Below are 20,316 nucleotides of genomic sequence, written 5' to 3'. Positions count from 1 at the left end.
CACTCATCGGTTGGTATTTAGCATGATTTGTTTTTCTATGCCAAATAAAATTTAATCCACCATCATCCGTTTACCAAGCCAAATTTCCGCCAATCCCAACAAGCTATCATGCTCATGCTGTGATACCGTCATATCCTGCAACATCAAAGTATGAACGCTTGACAGCACCGATTGGCGGACAGTTTGTGCCACACCCAAAAACTGCACCATCAACCCCATCAGCGATAATGGCTGAAAAATCAGCACTTGTTTTTGCACTTTTACCAACCAAAGCAACAGCTTAATACATTCTTCCGCAGAAATACCAAACTCATACAGCCGAATTTGCCGACTTAAACACTGAGCCGATGGCATGAGCCACGCTTGGACGTTTTGAGGGTCGAGGTGGTCAATATCTTGGTTTGGGTCGAGGGTCAGTTGTTCGAGCAACACCACGCTAAATAACAGCAAAATCGCTTGGTGCTTGGCACTTAACTGGTGGTTATTGATAAATTGTTGCCAAAAATCATCATTTGCCAAACGGTACAATGGGCTAAGTTTTTGCAAACTTTTTACCGATAATTCTGCCATTTCTACACCTAGCATTTTTTGTAAGCCAATGATGATACGGTACAGTTGCACCGCTTGCCATAGCGTGTGATTGGGTGGTTTTGGCAGTTGATGCGGGCTGAGTTTCTGCTCGTCTTTGGTAGTCGGTAGTTTATCCGTGGCTAAACGGCTAACATCAAACGATTGGCATTGTTCGGCAATAATTTGCGGTGATAGGCTGACCAATTTTGCCAAACCATTGAGATACACCGTCAAGGTTTGACGTTGTTTATCATCAAGTTGTGGGACATTAGCCGTTGGTGTGATGAATTTTTGTAGTTGAATCAAGGCTTTATTTAGCAACAATTCATCAAGGCGTCTATCGAGTTTGGAAGTTTCTAGCAGTAATTGCTTATCAATAGTATGAGCAAGATAGCTGTTATCTGCGGTGGTTGTGGTCGGTACGCCGAGCCATATTTGGGCTAAGTCAAATTTTGCCAGTCTGTCTATCACGATTTGGCTATGGCATAACATCACAGCCTCAATCACGGCAAGGCTTTTAAGGGGATGAAATAGGCTTTCTTCAATCACCAAAGGCGATTCCCAACCTACCAAATGCTGTGCGGTCAAGGCTTGATTCAGATTTTGGGGTAAATTGGGTACTTTAACACTAGGTGACAAAGTTTTTGCCAATAACGGCACAAGCAAAATATCCCAACCACGAATTTCCGCCACTTCCGCTCGAAAATCCCCCACGTCAAGGCGACCATCGACCACCTTGTCAGGCTGTTTCACAAAGTCAACATCGGGGCGTTCAGGCTGATTTTTATCGACCAGTTGTTGCCAAGTGCCTTGCCGTTTCTGCTCATGGATATCGGCAATCATCTGTTCATTAAGGTGTAATTGATGGGCGACTTGCTCGGCAAAGGCTCGATATTCCCCTTTATCAATCGCTTGCATCCGCTCGGCAGTGCTAGGGTGTTCTTGAAATTGACTGCTAAAATCAGCTTGAGCAGGGGCAAAAAACAAATAACTAAACTGCCCCATGCCTGCCCCAGTCAGACGTGAGCCGATACGGTCGGTTTCGATTTCACGCAAGGTCTGCACCACCGCTTTAGAGCGTGTCAACTGAAGCCCAGTCGCATCCGCCAAAAACTTGCGTTGACGAGAAAAGCCTGTTTTTATCAATTTGGCACAAAATAAACTGGAGGCACTGAGCAAATATACCCCCCAGCCCATCACACCTGTTTTGCCAGTATCTCGCCCACTCGATAACTCAAAACTACGGTCTTGTTCACGCAACCTCGCATGGGCTTGGTTTTGCTGTCGCCAATGTTCGACCCATTGCTGTTTATTATAGCCGACCATCTCAGGCGTGACACGGCTTTCGGTTTGAAGCGAGGACATGCTATGGGAGTCTGGATTGGCAATGGCAAACCAGTTGGGGTCAGCCCCATGAGCGACATGTTGTTGGGCTTGATAATCGCCACTAAACCACGCATGCACCATCTCAAGCCCTGCCAACACCACCGCCATTTTGAGGTTAAACGAGGCATCGCCATGGATAATATGGCTATATTCATGGGCAATCAATCCATACAGCCCCTCATCTGACAGCTTATCGACCGCCCCTTGCGTCACCACCATCACGGTATCATTGGCATGATGCCCTGCGACAAAACCATTAATACCTTGCTCACTGGGTATCACAAATAACGCAGGCAACGGCGTACCTGACGCAATCGACATTTGCGTGGCAAATTCATAAAACCGCCGATAATTTAGGGGTAAATCTTTGGCATCATGCACGATGATACTATGGTCGGTGAGTTTATATAAAGGTCGGTTGTTATCATCATGGATGACTTCGCCATTGCCTTGATACCATGCCAATTGATTGTCAATAAATAAGCGTTTGCCACCCAGTCTGCGAGCCAACCCTCGTCCGCCAGCACTCAAATTTTTGGCTTCGGTGACAAACCCAAAACCAAATAAACCCAACACGCCAATCCCAACAATCAGCATCTCGATAAAACGCACACCATGATGGCGATGGCTAGAAAACTTAAACACCAGTTCAATTATAAAAATGCCAACCCAAAAATGTAACGCCACGACCAAAAAAAACAACAAATACAGCCAAAAACTGCGTTGTCGATGGCTACGCTGACGAGCAAAAAAATCCATATTTGCCTCTTATCAGAACTGGCTATCGGCTCATATCCACGACAGGGGCTTGGCTAATCGCCACTTTATCATCAAATTCCAACATACTCATGGTCGGAAAAGTAAACATCCCTGTCACGATATTGTTTGGGAATACCTCACGGTCATTGTTATAGCCCATCACGCTGTCATTATAATGTTGGCGAGCAAAGCCAATGCGATTTTCGGTATTGGTCAACTCTTCCATCACCTCTCGAATGGTGGCATCGGCTTTTAACTCTGGATAGGCTTCCATCGTGGCATAAAAACCGCCCAATGCTCGTGTCAAACCGCCCTCAGCTTGGGCAAGTTGTTGCATTTGTTGGCTAGAATCAAGTTTGCCACTGGCATTTTGTTGAGCAGAAATCGCTTGATTACGTGCAGAAATCACCTTGGTCAAGGTATCTTCTTCGTGGGTGAGATAACGCTTGGCGACATTGACTAGATTGGGAATCAAATCGTGACGGCGTTTTAGTTGTACGTCAATTTGGGCGTAGGCGTTTTGGACTTGGTTTTTACCACGCACCAAACGGTTAAAAATCGACATAAAAAACAACGCAATACCTACGATAAGTGCCAAAAGAATTAAACCAAATACCATGCTATGCTCCTAATTTTTTGTAAAATCCTATTTATGATTTACGCAAAAATGCCATTTGTAGGTTGGGTGGAAGAATGACACCCAACATAAACCATTTAAATTGTTGGGTATCGCAAGCTCTACCCAACCTACGATTTGGTTAAATGCGTAAGTCCTAATCCTATTGTTAAATGATATTAAACCTAGATTTTGACAATAGTATGATATTTCATAAGTTTTAGCTATAGATTTTATCGAATAATTTTTGGCAAATTCGAGGTTTTTACTTACAAATTTTTACTTAACCGAGCTTTAAAATACTGTTATCTTAGCTAAAGATATCTTTTTCACATCTAAAATTTTTAAGTAGGTGGACAATATTAAGTTATAAAAACCGTTCGTGGTGAGCTTGTCGAACCATAACGGTTTTCCGCTACCCTTCGACAGGCTCAGGGCGAACGGAAAACTATATATAATTTTGTCCATTTACTCATGCCTCTAAATAAGTCATAAAAAGGAATATTGCCATGTCATTTTCATCCCACAATACTAAAAACCATCTGTTATCCCTTAGCGTTTTGACTGTCGCCATCAGCACCAGTCTATTAATGACAGGCTGTAGCAAAGCGTCAAAAGAAAGTGCCGAGATGCCAAGCCCAGTGATTGTTGCCCCTGCTCCAATGAATGCCAATGCTCAATCAGCCTCTTATCCTGCCATGATGCAATCGGCAGATATGCAAATGAAACGCAGTGTTAACCCCAATATCGTGATGCCACCAAAAGCCGAAAATCGTGAAAATTATCAAGATAAAAAACCCAATCCAATTCACCAAACTGCCACTGATGCCATCGCTACCTTTAGCATTGACACTGATACAGGCAGTTATGCCAATGTCAGACGTTTTTTAAATCAAGGGCAATTACCACCGACTGATGCCGTGCGTATTGAAGAGTTGATTAACTATTTTAATTACGACTTTAGCCAAGCTAAACGCCTTAATAACGCCCCATTTTTGGTGGATACCGAAACCGTACAAGCCCCTTGGAAATCGACCAATCGTCTGATTAAAGTCGCCATCAAAGCCCAAGATGACAATGTGAAAACCAATCAAGCCTTGCCACCTGCTAATTTGGTGTTTTTGGTCGATGTGTCAGGGTCGATGGATGAAGAAAATAAACTGCCATTGGTCAAATCTAGCCTCAAAATGCTGACCAAACAGCTTCGCCCCCAAGATACCATCAGCCTTGTGACCTATTCTGGTAGCACCGAAATTGCCCTACCTGCCACCAAAGGCGACCAAAAAGACAAAATCCTAACCGCCATCGAACAACTCAATGCCAACGGCTCAACCAATGGCGAAGATGCTATCAAACTGGCATACCAGCAAGCTCGTGCCAATTTTAACAAAAACGGCATTAATCGGATTTTGTTGATGACCGATGGTGATTTTAATGTGGGCGTGTCAGACACTGACCAAATGCTAGACCTTATCCGCCGTGAGCGTGACAGTGGCGTGTCGCTGTCGACCTTTGGCTTTGGGCAAGGCAACTACAACGAACACATGATGGAACAAGTCGCCGACCACGGTAACGGCAACTACAGCTATATCGATAGCTTGGGCGAGGCGAAAAAAGCCCTTGTCGATGAAATGTCCGCCACCTTTAACACAGTTGCCAAAGATGTCAAAGTACAAGTCGAATTTAACCCCAACACTGTCAAAGAATGGCGATTGATTGGCTATGAAAACCGTGTGCTTGCCACCGAAGATTTTAACAATGATAAAGTGGATGCAGGGGATTTGGGGGCAGGAAAAGCCGTGGTTGCTCTGTTTGAAATCACCCCTGTGGGTCAACAAGGGGCGATGGATGAACGCCGTTATCAAGTTGACAATAAACAAGCTGACACCAAAAAATTAACAGGCAAAAATAACGAATTGGGCTATCTTAAACTTCGCTATAAAGCCCCTAATGGTACACAGTCGCAACTGCTCGAACTGCCCATTAGCACCCAAGTGAACAAGCCATCCAGTGATTTACAATTTGCCATGTCGGTGGCAGGGTTTGGGGAGTTGTTAAGCCAAAGCAAATATGTCGGCAATTGGCAATTTAGTGACACGCTAAAACTTGCCCAAGCCAATAAAGGCAACGACCCACAAGGTACTCGCTCAGAGTTTATTAAATTGGTGGGATTGGCGGATAGCTTGGCAGGCAAATAATAGGTATCGTGACATCGTTGCAAAATTAAGACAAAGCATAAGCATTACCCACGATATGGGTGTTGGCAAGTGCCAAGAAATGACCCATAAGTCATAGCCATACTGGGCATTCAATGCTAGAATAATCAGATTTTGTATCAAACCCAAAATCTTACCGTCATTCTTGTGAACACAGCAATCCAATGTCTTTTGTATCCGCCTTTATTGACATTTTTTTTAAACAAAAGGCTGATACCATAAGACCTAACCACAAGGTAGATACTGGGTTTGTCATTAGTGTATGTTTTTGATAATTTTACTTTTTTAACCAACAAATGATAAGGACACACGATGCCGATTTATAATGCCCCCATTCAAGACATGAAGTTTATTTTAAATGATGTATTTAATGCCGAAAATTTTTGGCAACAAAACGACCAATTGGCTCATGTTGATAGCGACACGGTCAACATGATTTTGGAAGAAATGGCAAAATTTGCCAAAAACACCCTATTACCCATCAACCGTACAGGCGATGAAGAAGCCGCTCAATACCTAGGCGATGGTAAAGTTGCGACCCCAGCAGGCTTTAAAGAAGCGTTCCAATCTTATGGTGAAGGTGGTTGGATTGGCTTGGGCGGCGACCCCAATCATGGCGGTCAAGGTATGCCAAAAATGGTCACCATGCTTGCCGAAGAAATGATGTTTACCGCCAACCAATCTTTTGCCCTTTACCCTAACCTATCTGGTGGTGCGTGTATGTGTATCTACAACGCAGGGTCAGAAGAGCAAAAAAATACCTATCTTGAAAAAATCTACTCAGGTGAATGGACTGGTACAATGTGCTTGACTGAAGCCCATGCAGGGACGGACTTAGGGATTATCAAAACTAAAGCCGTGCCAAATGAAGACGGTAGCTATAGTATCACAGGTAGCAAAATCTTTATCACTGCTGGTGAGCATGATTTAGCTGAAAACATCATTCACCTTGTACTTGCCAAAACACCAAACGCCCCAGAAGGTTCAAAAGGGATTTCGCTATTTATCGTACCAAAATTTCATGTCAATGCTGATGGTTCAGTCGGTGAGCGTAATGCCGTGACTTGTGGCTCTATCGAGCATAAAATGGGCATCAAAGCCTCAGCCACTTGTGTACTAAACTTTGACGGTGCAAAAGGCTTTATGGTGGGTGCTGAAAACACAGGTCTTGCCTCAATGTTTATTATGATGAACTACGAGCGTTTGACCATGGGCTTACAAGGGATTGGCGGTGCAGAGTTGGCTTACCAAAATGCCGTTGCCTATACCACTGACCGTGTGCAAGGTCGTGCCGATAGCGGTGTCAAAGAGCCAAGCAAACCTGCTGACCCCATCGTACATCATGCCGATGTCAAACGTATGCTATTGAATGCCAAGACCATCAGCGAAGCCTCACGTTGCTTTGCTATGTATGTCGCCAAACAGCTTGACACCTATAAATACAGCGATGATAGCGAAGCCAAAAAACTGGCAAATGACCGTGTTGCCTTGTTGACTCCAGTTGCCAAAGCCTTCTTGACGGATCGTGGTTTGGAAGCTTCGATTGATGCCCAACAATGTTTTGGTGGTCATGGCTATATCCGTGAATGGGGCATGGAACAAATCGTGCGTGACACTCGTATCGCCCAAATCTATGAAGGCACAAACGGTATCCAAGCCCTTGACTTATTGGGTCGTAAAGTGGTGAAAAATGGCGGTGCATTCGTTGCTACTTATCTACAAGAAATGCGTGATTTTGCCAACAATATGCAAGCTGAACACGCTATCAAACAAGCGATTTTGACTTCTGCCGATAAACTGGAAGACTTGACCAAAGCCGTTATCGCTGATGCCAGCACGAGCAAAGATGAAATCAATGGCTGTGCAGTAGACTATTTACAAGCCTTTGGTTTTGTTAGCTTTGCGTATATGTTTGGTCTGATGGTCGAAGCGTCAAATGGTAAAGAGGGCGACTTCTATGCCAATAAAGCTAAACTTGCCGACTACTATATTGGTCGTATGTTGCCACGCCTAGACGCTCATATAGCGATGGTAAAAGCCACTAGCAAACCAATTACTGCATTTGATGCAAGCTACTTTGCAGAGAGTATTGCGTAATACCAAACCCAAAATTGAAAGTTGTAGGGGCGTATTGAATACGCCCCTATTATTTTAGATTTGGTAGGATAATATTAACATCCCCAATTATTTTAATTTCAATCCTGTCGCCAAGCGGTATACGCCCAACAATGCACTCAATACAATCGCCAAAAACCCAAGGTAAGCCAACCACGAGCGTTTACTGCCTTTACCTTGCCAAATTTGCACTTCAATCTCTTCTGCTTCAAAATTGGTCTTTTCAGTTAATAAGGCATTCATCAAATATTCTTTCCCTGCTTGGGGATTATTGGCAACCGAAAAAGGTTCTGATGGTACAAGTAATAACACTTTTTCGCCTGCATCATAGCTTTTGGTGTCATCTTCCAAAATCATTTCAGGTTTAAAACCATTTGACATTTCATTTTGAGCCCCACCCATTAATTTTACTTCAACTTCACCTTGTGATACGGCTTTTCCACGTAAGATAGCGACATAACGATAGGGATTTTTCTCATTTTCTCCCTCAAAACCAATATTTAAACTGACCTTGCTATCCATAAAAGTGGCTTTTTGTGGGGCATTATTAAAGTTTTTGACTTCATCACTGGTCAACCGAATGGCATTCACCATCGTTTCTCCAAACTCTCCTTTTCTAGGGGCGTGTGTTTCTTGCCCACAGCCTGTCAGTGTCGTGATAGCCAGCGAGAACATGGCAACAGAGATAGGTTTAACAAAATACGTCATTCTTTCGTCCTTCATCCTTCTCAATCAATAATTCATTGATTGCATTCATTCCTTTAAAAAATAACCACGGTATCACGACCTTGCATAAACTTACGCAAGGCAGGTGTACGAATATTGTCGGGCATTGAAAGTAAGGTTTCCATTGTACCGATGACCACGTCACAAGGTCGATTTTTATCTTGACTGGTTGCCTCACCAGAGCCATTGAGTAATGACACGTCATCACCAAATTTTTCCTGTAGCTTGGTCACAAATGGCGACCAATACACACTGCTGTCTAATGAATCAATGTTAGTTTTGCTACCTGTTTTATCAGCCAAGGCAAATGCCAATGCTTGCTCAGATTTATGTTGTGTCGAGCTACTCAATAAATCTTGTACCTTTTTGGGGTCAGTGTCATCATTACTTGGAAACGCAAACGTATTACAACTACCTTCTAATTTAGCATCACGAATTTGCTGTAGATAGGCTTCCGCCCATTTGCGTTGCCCTTCATCACTGACATCGTTTTTTAATAGTGCATTCAAGCGATACTTTAACATGCTATGATTGGCAATTTGATTAGCATCTGCTTGTTGAGTGCCGTTGGTTTCTGCTTGTAGCTGTTGAAATAACTTATCATCACCTTGCTTAATGGCTCGGACTAATACTAAGCTATTTAGCACCTGTTCTCGTTGAGCAATCGGTGAGCTATCAGCACTTTCCTGTGCAGACAGCCCCTCCGAGGATGCTCGCTTGCTACTGATTACCCAGTTGAACCCCAGTAATCCAACAAATCCTATGATAATAGCAATGAATAAATACTTCACTGGATATCCCTCACATGGTATTTTTGAACAAAAAAACACCGTTATTATAATACAAATGTGATAAAGATAGCATTAAAGCTTGCTATATTATAAAGATTTTTTGTGTTTTGTTATGATTTGTAGCACATTTATATCAATTGACTTAGCTTAATTGCTCAAACGCCTGTTCGTCAAATCCCACGATGATATCCCCTGTTTGAGTTACCACAACTGGGCGTTTGATGATACTGGGCTTTTCTGTCATGAGGGTGATGGCAAAATCGGTGTCGGCTTTGGCTTGGGTTTTCTGCTCATCGGTGAGGTTGCGGAAGGTTGTGCCTTTGCTATTCATGATTTTGTCGATACCGACTGTTTCGACCCAATCGCTGAGTGTGGCATGGTCAATGGCTTGTTTTTTGTAGTCAAAAAATTCGTAGTCAAGTCCTAATGCGGTGAGTTTGTCAAAGGCTTTTTTCATCGTGCTACAGTTTTTAATGCCGTAAATTTTAATTTGCATTGTTAAAACTCCTTTCGTTTATTTGTCGCAATTTCCCCCATTTTACGCTATTCTATAGGGTCTTAAAACCGCTAATATTAGCCAACTCATATCAAATCCAAAAGTCAAAGTCGTAGGGGCGTAATGCTTACGCCCTTTTTGAGATTTCAAATATTGGGCTTATGCAATAAGCCCCTATAATACGATATTTATTGGGTTTAATATGATTAACCAAATTTTATCCAACGGATAAGCCTATTTACAATTAATTAGTTACAACGAGCCAAGCACCATGAGCCAAAACATCACTTCCCAATACCAACCCCAAAACATCGAAACCGCCCAACAACAACGCTGGGAACAAGACAACCGCTACCAAGTCAATAACGCCAAAAGCGACAAACCTGCCCGCTATATGCTATCCATGTTCCCCTACCCGAGTGGAAAATTGCACATGGGTCACGTTCGCAACTACACGATTTCGGACGTATTAAGCCGTTATTACCGCTTAAAAGGCTATGAAGTCATGCAACCGATGGGCTGGGATGCGTTTGGCTTGCCTGCCGAAAACGCCGCTATCGCTAACGGTGTCGCCCCTGCGACTTGGACGTTTGCCAATATCGACAATATGCGTGGACAGTTGAAGTCATTGGGCTTGTCGATTGATTGGTCACGAGAATTTGCCACTTGTACGCCAGAGTATTACCGTTGGGAGCAGTGGTTATTTTTGCAACTTTACAAAAAAGGCTTGGTGTATAAAAAATTATCAACCGTAAACTGGGACCCGATTGATAATACCGTACTTGCCAATGAGCAAGTGGTGGATGGTCGTGGATGGCGGTCTGGGGCGTTGGTCGAAAAACGTGAAATCCCCATGTACTACTTTAAAATCACCGATTACGCTCAAGCGTTATTGGATGATTTGGACAAGCTTGAGGGGCATTGGCCTCAGCAAGTCATCACCATGCAACGCAACTGGATTGGGCGTTCGGAGGGGATGGAGTTGCATTTCCCCTACACGCTTGACGGTGAGCAAAAAACCCTAGACGTATTTACCACTCGTCCAGATACCTTAATGGGCGTGACTTATGTGTCGGTGGCAGGTGAACACCCGCTTGCTCAATACGCCAGTCAAAACAACCCTGCCTTGAAAGATTTTATTGCTGATATCAAAAAAGGCTCGGTTGCCGAGGCAGACATTGCCAAAGCCGAAAAATTGGGTATGGACACAGGTTTGACCGTCACGCATCCATTAACAGGCGAAAGTATCCCTGTTTGGGTCGCCAATTATGTGTTGATGAGCTACGGCTCAGGTGCGGTGATGGCTGTACCTGCGCATGATGAGCGTGATTTTGAATTTGCTAATAAATATGGCTTGCCGATTAAACAAGTGATTGACGTACAAGGGCAAGAGTTTGACCCAAGCACTTGGCAAGACTGGTATGGCGACAAACAAAATGGCGTGGGCATTAATTCTGACAAGCTAAATGGCAAAAACTTTTCCGAGTCATTCCAAGCGATTTTGGACGAATTAGAGCCAAAAGGACTTGCCAACAAGACCATTAATTACCGTTTGCGTGATTGGGGTGTGTCACGCCAGCGTTATTGGGGCTGTCCGATTCCTGTGATTAACTGCGAGCATTGTGGCACTGTGCCTGTGCCAGAGAGCGATTTGCCTGTAGTATTGCCGACTGATGTCGTGCCTGATGGTCGTGGTAATCCGCTAAATAGTTTATCGTCATTTACCGATGTGGCGTGTCCGCAATGTGGCTCGCCTGCCAAACGTGAAACTGATACTTTTGATACCTTTGTTGAGTCAAGTTGGTATCAAGCACGCTTTGCCTCGCCTGACTTTACAGGTGGTATGGTCGAAAAAGGGGCGGTCGATAAATGGCTACCTGTTGACCAATATATCGGCGGTGTCGAACACGCTGTCATGCACTTGCTTTACGCTCGCTTTTTCCACAAACTCATGCGTGATGAAGGCTTGGTCAGTGGCGATGAGCCGTTTGCCAACTTGCTTACTCAAGGCATGGTGTTGGCAGGGACGTTCTTGCGTGAAAATGAAGACGGTAGCAAAACGTACTACTTCCCAGATGAAGTTGAACTAGAATTTAATGACAAAGGTCAGCCAATTTCTGCCAAACTCAAAGCCGATGGACAACCTGTGACGATTGGCAAAATCGAAAAAATGTCAAAATCCAAAAACAACGGTATCGACCCACAAGCCACCATTGACGAGTACGGTGCGGACACGGTGCGACTTTACACCATGTTTACTGCCCCTGCCGACCAAACGCTTGAGTGGATTGATGATGGCTTAAAAGGTCCATTTAACTTCTTGAAAAAAGTATGGCGTTATGCGGTCGAACATGGCGAAACCTTAAAAGCCAAAGGTTTAAACGCTAAAGATTTGGCAGTAACTACCGAAAATCTATCAAAAGAGGCTAAAAACTTACGCCGTAAAACCCATGAAACCATTGCTAAATTGGATGATGATTTGGGCAAGCGTTTGGCATTGAACACGCCTGTGTCTGCCTTGATGGAACTTGCCAATGAATTGACCAATTTTAAAGTGGTTAATGATAGTGATTTGGCAGTGGCGAATGAATCAGTGGTGAATTTGCTGACTTTGCTTGCGATGTACGCCCCGCACATGGCGGAAGTGTTACTAGAAAACTTGGGCTTAAATCCGCTAGAACTTGCCTATCCAAGCGTGGATAAATCGGCATTAGTGCAAGATACCATTACGATGGTGGTGCAGGTAAATGGCAAAAACCGTGGTGAGATGGAAGTCGCTCCAAATAGCGATGCGGAAATGTTAAAAGCCGAAGCCAAGAAAATTGAAAGCGTGGCGAAATTCTTGACAGGCGATATCGTGAAAGAAATCGTTGTGCCGAATAAACTCGTTAATATTGTCGTGAAAGGTTAAATGCACCACTTTAATATTAAGCCCCTTAAGGCTCAAGACAAACAAGCATGGCTAGTTTTATGGCAAGGTTATTTGGATTTTTACCAAACAACTTTGCCACAAACCACCATTGACAGCACTTGGCAACGTATTATTGACGAACATAGCCCAATTTTTGGCTTTGGGGCTTGGCATCATAATGCGTTGGTGGGATTTGTCCATGTCGTGTTGCACCCTAATACATGGAACACGACAGATTGCTGTTATCTTGAGGATTTATACGTTAGCGATAGCGTTCGAGGGAAAGGCGTTGGTCGGCAATTAATTGAATTTGTTTATGATTTTGCCAAACAAAAAGACTGTAACCGTGTGTATTGGGTGACGAATAAAACCAATATCACAGCTCAACGGTTATATGATAAAGTGGCAAAAAAAATGGATTTTATTCAATACCGTTATAATATTGAATAATGGCGTAAAAATTGCAACTCAATCTAATTTGATTGCGAGAAAAAACAATGAAACTAAAAACCATCAACCTTATCGGCAATATCTTATTAGCCCTTAACCTTATCGCAGGTTTATTATGGCTACATTGGGCGGTTGTCATCGTGTTTGCCGTACTGCACACCCTTGTCCGCCTACAATACCTTAAAGCCGAACAACAGCTTCAAGCCCAAAACGCCGACACCACCCAAACCAGTATCGCCCCACCGATGATACGCAATGTCGCTAGCGTGATTTCTGCCGTCATCATGGCAGGGCTGATTTATGCCGTGGGCTATGGCATTCGCTACGGTGCTAACCTAATGATGGGATAAACTATGAATAATATGAAAAAAATATTACTTGCCGTGGTCGTACCCACACTTTGTTTGAGTCAATTGACCGCTTGCGGTTTTGCGTTGCGTGGCTATCAAAATACCTCTCAAACTGGCACAAGCCAAACGCAACAGCGACCTGTGACCCAACTGGCATTTGGTAATAGCGTGGAAGATATCGCCGTCAAAAATGCCTTGATAAAGCAATTTGACCAACTGTCGATTAAAACCCACGACACCGCCCCAGTTGACCCACTTAAACCCAAAAACACCCCAACCGCTACCACCCTTAGCACACCCTATATTCAAGTCAAAAATATCCGTTTGCAAACTTACCGTTTGCGTGGGATTTTGACCGAAATTCGCATGGTGATGTCGGCAGATGTCAGCTATCAAATCAAGGATAGCACAGGCAACCCCAAGAATATTACCAATAACATTCAAGTACAACGTAGCTATCAATACGACCAAGCCACGGTTGCCACAGATAATCCGCAATCCGAGCAGATTAAAGTTTGGTTATATGACAATCTTGCTCAACGTATCGCTGACCAATATGTCGCTTTAAACTTGCCAAAATAGCATTTGTCAAAATACCAAATGAACCACGCTTTTTTGACCGCCTTTAACCATGCCAAAACCCTGTCCCACCCTGCGACAGGGCTTTGGTTATTGCATGGTGATGAAGACTTGTTGGCTCAATGGCTGATTGAACGCTTACAACCGCAATGGCAAGCACATGGCATGGCGGTACAACGCATGGATATCGTGTCGGCAAAGTCTTGGCAAGAGGTTTTGGCAGAACTCAATAGCCTATCGCTATTTGATGATAGCAAGGTCATCATCGCCCAAGGCAACCACAAGCCCGACAAAGACAGTCTTGCTCAACTGCAAGACTTTGCCACCCAAAATCCCACCAACTGTCTAATTATCATCAGTGATAAATATGACAAAAAAGCTCAAACGTCAGCTTTTTTCCAGTTATGTGACAAACATGGTCAAGTGGTGGATTGTCACTTATATCAAGAAAGTCAACGAGAAGCCTTACTCAAGCAACACGCCCAAGATTTTGGCATTGATTTGCATACCGAAGCATGGCAAATGCTGATGGCTCAAACCCAAAACAACTTGCTCACCGCCTATCAAACTTTATGGCGATTGTCCTATCTATACGCCCCTACGCCCAATCAAGCCTTGGTAAGAATTGACACCCAGCAACTACAAGATGGCTTGGTCAATCAATCGCACTTTACTACCTTTGATTTATCCGATGCGATGCTGATGGGCGATGTGGCAAAGGTCGTGACGATTTTACAAGCCCTCAAACACGCTGAAGAACCCGAAAGCCTTGTGTTATGGGTGATTGCCAAAGATATGCGAAATGTGCAAAGCTTGCTGACTGGGGCAAGTTTTCAGAGTTTGGGGATTTGGTCAAGTAAGCAAGGCTTATATAATCAAGCGGTTCGGCGACATACGCCACAAACTACGCACGATTGGGCGAATTTGCTATATGATTGTGACCGTGCCATCAAAGGCTTGAGCCAAACCCCTGCTTGGGAATTGCTTTACCAAACGGCATTGGCGTTGGCTGGGGTGAGGTTGTTTTATCAACAAATATTGGGCGTATACAATACGCCCCTACAAAATCTGTCTTATTGCCAATTTAAATGACTATAAGTAAGTGAACAAAATTAAATATGGTTTTCCGTTCGCCCTGAGCTTGTCGAAGGGTAGGAAAACCGTTATGGTTCGACAGGCTCACCACGAACGGTTTTTTTATAATTTAAAATTGTTCACCTACTTATTAAACATTTTCTACTTGTTCTGTGGATGTATTGCTCTCCGCAACAAGGGTCAAGGCATCTTTTTCGGCATTCATTCGCACGGATACCACACCCCCATCAACCAATTCACCAAATAAAATCATCTCTGCCAATGGCTTTTTGATTTCATCTTGAATCAGACGGCTCATCGGTCTTGCTCCCATCAGGCGGTCGTAGCCTTTTTCTGCCAAATACTCACGCACGTCATGGTCAATTTCTAGTACGACTTTTTTATCATCGAGTTGGGCTTGCAGTTCGACCAAGAATTTATCCACCACAGATACGATGACGTTTTTATCCAATGGGTTAAACTGGATAATCGCATCAAGACGATTGCGAAACTCTGGGGTAAACATCCGCTTCATCGCCTCACCATTATCACGGCTGTGGTCTTGGGTGGTAAAGCCCATGCTATTACGGCTGATGCTATCCGCCCCCACGTTGGTGGTCATAATCAAAATCACCTGTTTAAAACTCGAAGTGCGTCCGTTATTATCGGTCAATGAACCATGATCCATGACTTGTAATAGTAGGTTAAACACGTCTGGATGGGCTTTTTCGATTTCGTCCAGTAGTAGCACACAATACGGAAATTGGTTGATTTTTTCGGTCAATAATCCGCCTTGGTCAAAGCCGACATACCCTGGAGGAGCCCCAATCAAACGTGAAGCGGTGTGGGCTTCCATATATTCGGACATATCAAAGCGTATCAACTCAATGCCCAATAGATTGGCAAGTTGGCGACTAACCTCGGTTTTACCCACGCCTGTTGGGCCTGCCAACATAAATGAACCAATTGGCTTATCATCAGGCTTTAGCCCTGCTCGTGACAGCTTGATAGCATCGGCAAGGGTTTTGATGGCTTCATCCTGCCCAAATACCAAATGCTTGAGATTGGTTTCCAAATCTTTTAAGGTCGCTTTATCATCGCTTGACACCGATTTTGGTGGAATACGAGCAATTTTGGCAACAATATGCTCAATTTGAGGCACATCAATCAAGGTCTGCGGTGTGGGTGCTTTGTCTATAGATACCGCTTCTGGGGACAAAGTTTGACTGGAGGTGGTTTTAATACCCTGTTGTTTGCTGTCATGTTGTTGCGATTCGGTTGCTTTAGTATCATCATTGCGTTGTAAACGGATAAATGCCCCAGCTTCATCAATGACATCAATGGCTTTATCGGGCAAAAAACGCTCATGGATATGTTTAACAGCCAAATGTACGGCAGTTTTTAGAGCCTCATCGGTATAACTGACTTGGTGAAACGCTTCATATTGTGACTTCAGCCCACGCAAGATTTCAATGCTATCCTCAATACTCGGCTCATTGACATCGACTTTTTGGAAACGGCGACTTAACGCATGGTCTTTTTCAAATACTTGTCGATATTCAGTAAAAGTCGTTGAGCCAATACAACGAAGCTCACCACTGGCAAGGGCAGGTTTGAGCAAATTCGACACGTCCATATTACTACTCATGGACGAGCCTGCCCCAATAATCATATGAATTTCATCAATAAATAAAATTGCATTGGGTTTGGCTTTTAGGGCATCGAGCAACACTTTCATGCGTTTTTCAAAGTCGCCACGGTACTTTGTGCCTGCCACCAACGCCCCAATATCCAAGCTATACACCACGCAACCTTGTAGCGGTTTTGGGGCTTTATTATTGATAATCAGCCACGCCAGCCCCTCAGCAATCGAAGTTTTACCAACCCCCGGATCACCCACCAATAATGGGTTATTTTTACGGCGGCGGCATAAAATTTGGGCGGTACGTTCGATTTCGGCTTGACGACCAATCAAGGGGTCAGTATTGCCTTTGGCGGCTTTTTGGTTGAGATTGACGGTATATTCGCTTAACGGGTCTTTGCTTGGACGGCTACCACTATCTTCTTCACCTGCGGTTTCGGTGGGTTTGTTTTTTGGGGTTTTATCTTGACCATGCGATAAATATTGGGTCAACTCCAAACGTGTCATCCCTTGCTTTTTAAGCAGATAAACCGCATAGGTATCATGCTCTGAAAACATCGACACCAATAAATCCGAACCTTCAACAAGGCGGGTATTGGCAACGGATTGCACATGAAAAATCGCACGTTGTAAAATACGGTCGAAACTGCGAGTTGGCTGTGGTGAATAATCATCTTTTTCATTGACCGTGGGCGTATGTTCATCAATATAGACAGTCAAATCTTGTGCCAACTGCTCAACATTCACCGCACACGCCACCAATGCCTCGACTGCGGTATCATTTTCTAATAACGCAATTAATAAATGTTCAACCGTTAGATACTCATGTGAACGCTTTTTTGCCAATTCCACCACTAAACGCAGGGTGACTTGTAATTGTAAACTTAACATAAACTTTCCTTATCATTCTGCCAAACTGAGCCGACACATAGGTACTTATTGTTTTAAAAATAGCTAGGCAGTCGGTTGCGGTTCGATTTGGGTCAGCAAAGGAAACCCCGCTAATCGAGCCTCACGATTGACGATTTGGGCTTTGGTTTCGGCAATATCTTTGGGATACACCCCTGCGATGCCCTTACCTTCGTGGTGAATCGCTAGCATAATGCCAGTGGCATCATCCAAACCATGTTTAAAATGTGTTTGTAACACAGCGACCACAAATTCCATCGGCGTATAATCATCGTTATACATCACCACGGCATAAGGTTGGGGTTTTTTGAGTTCTGGGTCAGCCAATAACACATCGTCATCATACTCACCGTCAGGTCGCCCCTCAATAGGAGCATTATCACTAAGACGAAAACCAAGGTGAAAGTCGTTAGGACGAATTGAATAGGCTGGGGTACTGGTGGGATAATGCCAATCAAAAGCGGTGGTCGTGACCAGCGCCTTGGCAACAGATGGTTTAGAAAAAACTGGACTTGATTGCGGTATCAGCAAGGTATCAACTTTTGGCATAAAACGGTTCATTGGCACTATCATTGAGAAACGAACAATAAATTTAATCAATAAAAATTAAGGCTGGGCTTGTGACGCAGGGATGTCTTTAGTTGGCACTTTATCAGTCACCGTATCTACCGCCGAAGCCACAGGGCGTTTATCCGCCTCTGGCACTTCCTCGAGGCTATACGGCATATCATCGACAGGTTGACCCAACTGCCAATTATACACTTGCTCTAAGGTCTGCCCATTCGAGGCAAATTCGATTTTAATTTGCTTTGGTAGAAAGTCTTTAGGCATCAAAAACCGCCCACGAACTCTGGCAATACCGTTAATTTTATAGCTTCTAGGCTCTAACGGCACTTCCACCATATTGACATCATCGAGCAAAGTCATTTTTGGAATCAAAGTTTTTTCTTGATTCGATGGGTCGACCATCCCAACATCAAAACGATATTCATACGCATTTTCGGGCAAGGGTACAATTTTCGCCCCAACAATTTGTAAAGGAATACCGCCACGTTTTGCCAAAGCAGCGGTCAAAAACGTCTGTTCTTGCTGTGCTTGCAAATTGGTGGTGGTCAATAACTGCATATCATTTCGTAAATTGGCTAAATTTGCCAAACTAATGTCACGCTCTTGTTGAGCCGTTGCCAGTTGTGTTTGTAACGTATCTGCTTTTAGTTTTAGGTTTTTGATATTGGTGGCAGAAATCTCTTCACCTTGAGCAATTTTTTTGGCTTGCTCATTGGCATAACTCAGCCCTCGATTGTAGCCAATGCGTTGCCCTAGCAAAATGGCAATGATAGCCACCATCAATAAACTTGCCCCAAAAATCATCAGCATACCTGACATGGTATTGGGCTGAAACCTTGGTTTGGCTTCGGTGGGTAACACAGGCGTATCAACGTTATCTGTTGGCAAATCCATAAAAAACTGGCTCATCATTAATAAAAAAGTAAATTGGTATGACGTAAGCTATTGATATAGCGTTGCCCATTATAAACAAAAACGCCCTTGAGTACAGCTAAATTTATTTAGCAAATTTTTAATAAATTTTGCCAATAGCAGGGTAATTGTCATCAATTTGTCATAAAAACCAATTTGCATAAAATTAAGGCACGACAGGCACAAGGGTCAATCCCAACGTTTCATCAAGCCCAAATAAAATGTTCATATTTTGCACCGCTTGCCCAGATGCCCCTTTCACAAGGTTATCTTGCACCACCAAAATCGTCATCATTGGGCTATTTGCCAAGGTTTGCACCGCTATCCGCAAACGGTTACTGGCTCGCACACTGCGAGTGTCAGGATACTGACCTTTTGGCAATACATCGACAAAATATTCATCTTGATAAGCTTGCTCGTAAATCTTTTGCCAATCCACCGCTTGCCCTGCTTGGGTCAAGCGTAGATGAATGGTGGTAAACATCCCACGAATCATCGGCACAAGGTGCGGTACAAAGCGAATGTCATGGGTCTGTACGGCTTTGGCATTTAAAAGTTGTTCAATGCCCTGCTCAATCTCTGGCAAATGGCGATGTCCTGCCACGCCATACGCTGAGAAATTATCTGACGTTTCGCTAAATAACAGATTCATTTTGGCTTGACGACCTGCCCCAGATACGCCTGATTTGGCATCAATCACTATCCAAGGCTCAATTAAGGCTTCGCCATACTGATTTTGCAGTTCAATCAATGGTTTAACACCTAAAATCGCCGTGGTTGGGTAGCAACCTGCATTACCCACAATCATGGTATCAGCGATATTTTGGCGGTTAATTTCTGGGATACCATAGGCTGATTGTGCCAATAAATCTGGACATTCATGTTCAAGGTCGTACCATTGTTTAAAATCTGCTAAGTTTTGCAAACGAAAATCCGCTGCCAAATCAATCACTTTGGTGTTATTATCAGTCAAAAATTTGGCGTGTTTCATTGCTACGCCATGAGGCGTGGCAAAAAATACTACGTCACATTTGGCAAGCTCATTCACGTCAAGGTCAGAAAATACCAAGTCCGACACGCCACGCAAACTGGGGAACATATCATCGACTCGTCTGCCTGCCTCGGAACGAGAAGTGAGCATGATAATCTCGGCTTGGGGATGTTGGCTTAATAAACGAATCAGCTCAACGCCTGTATAGCCTGTACCGCCAACAATGCCGACTTTAATTTTGTTTGACATAATTGTT

At 43.7% G+C, this 20,316-nt stretch carries 16 protein-coding genes; 7 read left to right on the top strand and 9 right to left on the bottom strand.

The genetic code is table 11. The annotated features are described in order from the left end of the window. Window positions 1–51 precede the first annotated feature (51 nt). Window positions 52–2,715, bottom strand: a complete 2,664-nt coding sequence (locus ACK1U4_RS01010; protein ID WP_419399828.1) for a M48 family metalloprotease — start codon at window positions 2,713–2,715, stop codon at window positions 52–54. Window positions 2,716–2,737: 22 nt separating this feature from the next. Beyond that, window positions 2,738–3,334, bottom strand: a complete 597-nt coding sequence (locus ACK1U4_RS01005) for a LemA family protein (protein ID WP_419399827.1) — start codon at window positions 3,332–3,334, stop codon at window positions 2,738–2,740. 506 nt (window positions 3,335–3,840) lie between these two features. On the opposite strand from ACK1U4_RS01005, the gene ACK1U4_RS01000 reads away from it, so the two are divergent. Further along, window positions 3,841–5,529, top strand: a complete 1,689-nt coding sequence (locus ACK1U4_RS01000) for a vWA domain-containing protein (protein WP_419399826.1) — start codon at window positions 3,841–3,843, stop codon at window positions 5,527–5,529. A 330-nt stretch (window positions 5,530–5,859) separates the two neighbouring features. Beyond that, window positions 5,860–7,644, top strand: a complete 1,785-nt coding sequence (locus ACK1U4_RS00995) for an acyl-CoA dehydrogenase family protein (protein ID WP_419399825.1) — start codon at window positions 5,860–5,862, stop codon at window positions 7,642–7,644. Window positions 7,645–7,731: 87 nt separating this feature from the next. On the opposite strand, the gene ACK1U4_RS00990 is transcribed toward ACK1U4_RS00995, so the two are convergent. The 3 genes from ACK1U4_RS00990 to ACK1U4_RS00980 all read right to left on the bottom strand — a co-directional run bounded on the left by ACK1U4_RS00990 (window position 7,732) and on the right by ACK1U4_RS00980 (window position 9,675). Further along, window positions 7,732–8,370 carry a hypothetical protein gene (locus ACK1U4_RS00990; RefSeq protein WP_419399824.1) on the bottom strand — a complete coding sequence of 213 codons (639 nt, stop codon included), beginning with the start codon at window positions 8,368–8,370 and terminating at the stop codon, window positions 7,732–7,734. A 53-nt stretch (window positions 8,371–8,423) separates the two neighbouring features. Further along, window positions 8,424–9,179 carry a hypothetical protein gene (locus ACK1U4_RS00985; RefSeq protein WP_419399823.1) on the bottom strand — a complete coding sequence of 252 codons (756 nt, stop codon included), beginning with the start codon at window positions 9,177–9,179 and terminating at the stop codon, window positions 8,424–8,426. Window positions 9,180–9,321: 142 nt separating this feature from the next. Then, complete coding sequence (locus tag ACK1U4_RS00980) at window positions 9,322–9,675, bottom strand: Spx/MgsR family RNA polymerase-binding regulatory protein (protein WP_419399822.1); 354 nt, start codon at window positions 9,673–9,675, stop codon at window positions 9,322–9,324. Between the two features lie 271 nt (window positions 9,676–9,946). Between ACK1U4_RS00980 and leuS the strand changes: the two genes are divergently transcribed. From leuS to holA, 5 genes are read left to right on the top strand one after another with little or no spacing between them, the layout of a single operon-like run. Then, window positions 9,947–12,586, top strand: coding sequence for a leucine--tRNA ligase (gene leuS / locus ACK1U4_RS00975; RefSeq protein ID WP_419399821.1), 2,640 nt, complete (start codon window positions 9,947–9,949; stop codon window positions 12,584–12,586). Further along, window positions 12,587–13,036 (top strand): GNAT family N-acetyltransferase, encoded by a 450-nt coding sequence (locus tag ACK1U4_RS00970; RefSeq protein ID WP_419399820.1) that lies wholly within the window; start codon window positions 12,587–12,589, stop codon window positions 13,034–13,036. 47 nt (window positions 13,037–13,083) lie between these two features. Next, window positions 13,084–13,386 (top strand): hypothetical protein, encoded by a 303-nt coding sequence (locus tag ACK1U4_RS00965; protein WP_419399819.1) that lies wholly within the window; start codon window positions 13,084–13,086, stop codon window positions 13,384–13,386. A 3-nt stretch (window positions 13,387–13,389) separates the two neighbouring features. Then, window positions 13,390–13,968, top strand: coding sequence for a hypothetical protein (locus ACK1U4_RS00960; RefSeq protein WP_419399818.1), 579 nt, complete (start codon window positions 13,390–13,392; stop codon window positions 13,966–13,968). Window positions 13,969–13,986: 18 nt separating this feature from the next. After that, on the top strand, window positions 13,987–15,057 hold the full coding sequence (holA, locus tag ACK1U4_RS00955; RefSeq protein ID WP_419399817.1) for a DNA polymerase III subunit delta: 1,071 nt from the start codon (window positions 13,987–13,989) through the stop codon (window positions 15,055–15,057). Between the two features lie 133 nt (window positions 15,058–15,190). Here holA and clpA read toward each other — a convergent pair whose 3' ends face one another. The 4 genes from clpA to argC form a co-directional block, all read right to left on the bottom strand. After that, on the bottom strand, window positions 15,191–17,572 hold the full coding sequence (clpA, locus tag ACK1U4_RS00950; RefSeq protein WP_419399816.1) for an ATP-dependent Clp protease ATP-binding subunit ClpA: 2,382 nt from the start codon (window positions 17,570–17,572) through the stop codon (window positions 15,191–15,193). Between the two features lie 63 nt (window positions 17,573–17,635). Then, window positions 17,636–18,139 carry an ATP-dependent Clp protease adaptor ClpS gene (locus ACK1U4_RS00945; protein ID WP_419399815.1) on the bottom strand — a complete coding sequence of 168 codons (504 nt, stop codon included), beginning with the start codon at window positions 18,137–18,139 and terminating at the stop codon, window positions 17,636–17,638. 57 nt (window positions 18,140–18,196) lie between these two features. Then, window positions 18,197–19,051: a hypothetical protein gene (locus ACK1U4_RS00940; protein ID WP_419399814.1), complete on the bottom strand. Its 855-nt coding sequence runs from the start codon at window positions 19,049–19,051 to the stop codon at window positions 18,197–18,199. 184 nt (window positions 19,052–19,235) lie between these two features. Beyond that, the gene (gene argC, locus ACK1U4_RS00935) at window positions 19,236–20,309 is read right to left on the bottom strand and encodes an N-acetyl-gamma-glutamyl-phosphate reductase (RefSeq protein WP_419399813.1); all 1,074 of its coding nucleotides are present in this window, start codon (window positions 20,307–20,309) and stop codon (window positions 19,236–19,238) included. Window positions 20,310–20,316 lie beyond the last annotated feature (7 nt).

This window comes from Moraxella sp. TY6 (assembly GCF_048551375.1).
In the GTDB taxonomy this organism is placed as follows: domain Bacteria; phylum Pseudomonadota; class Gammaproteobacteria; order Pseudomonadales; family Moraxellaceae; genus Faucicola.
This window is presented reverse-complemented; position numbering and strand designations above follow the sequence as displayed.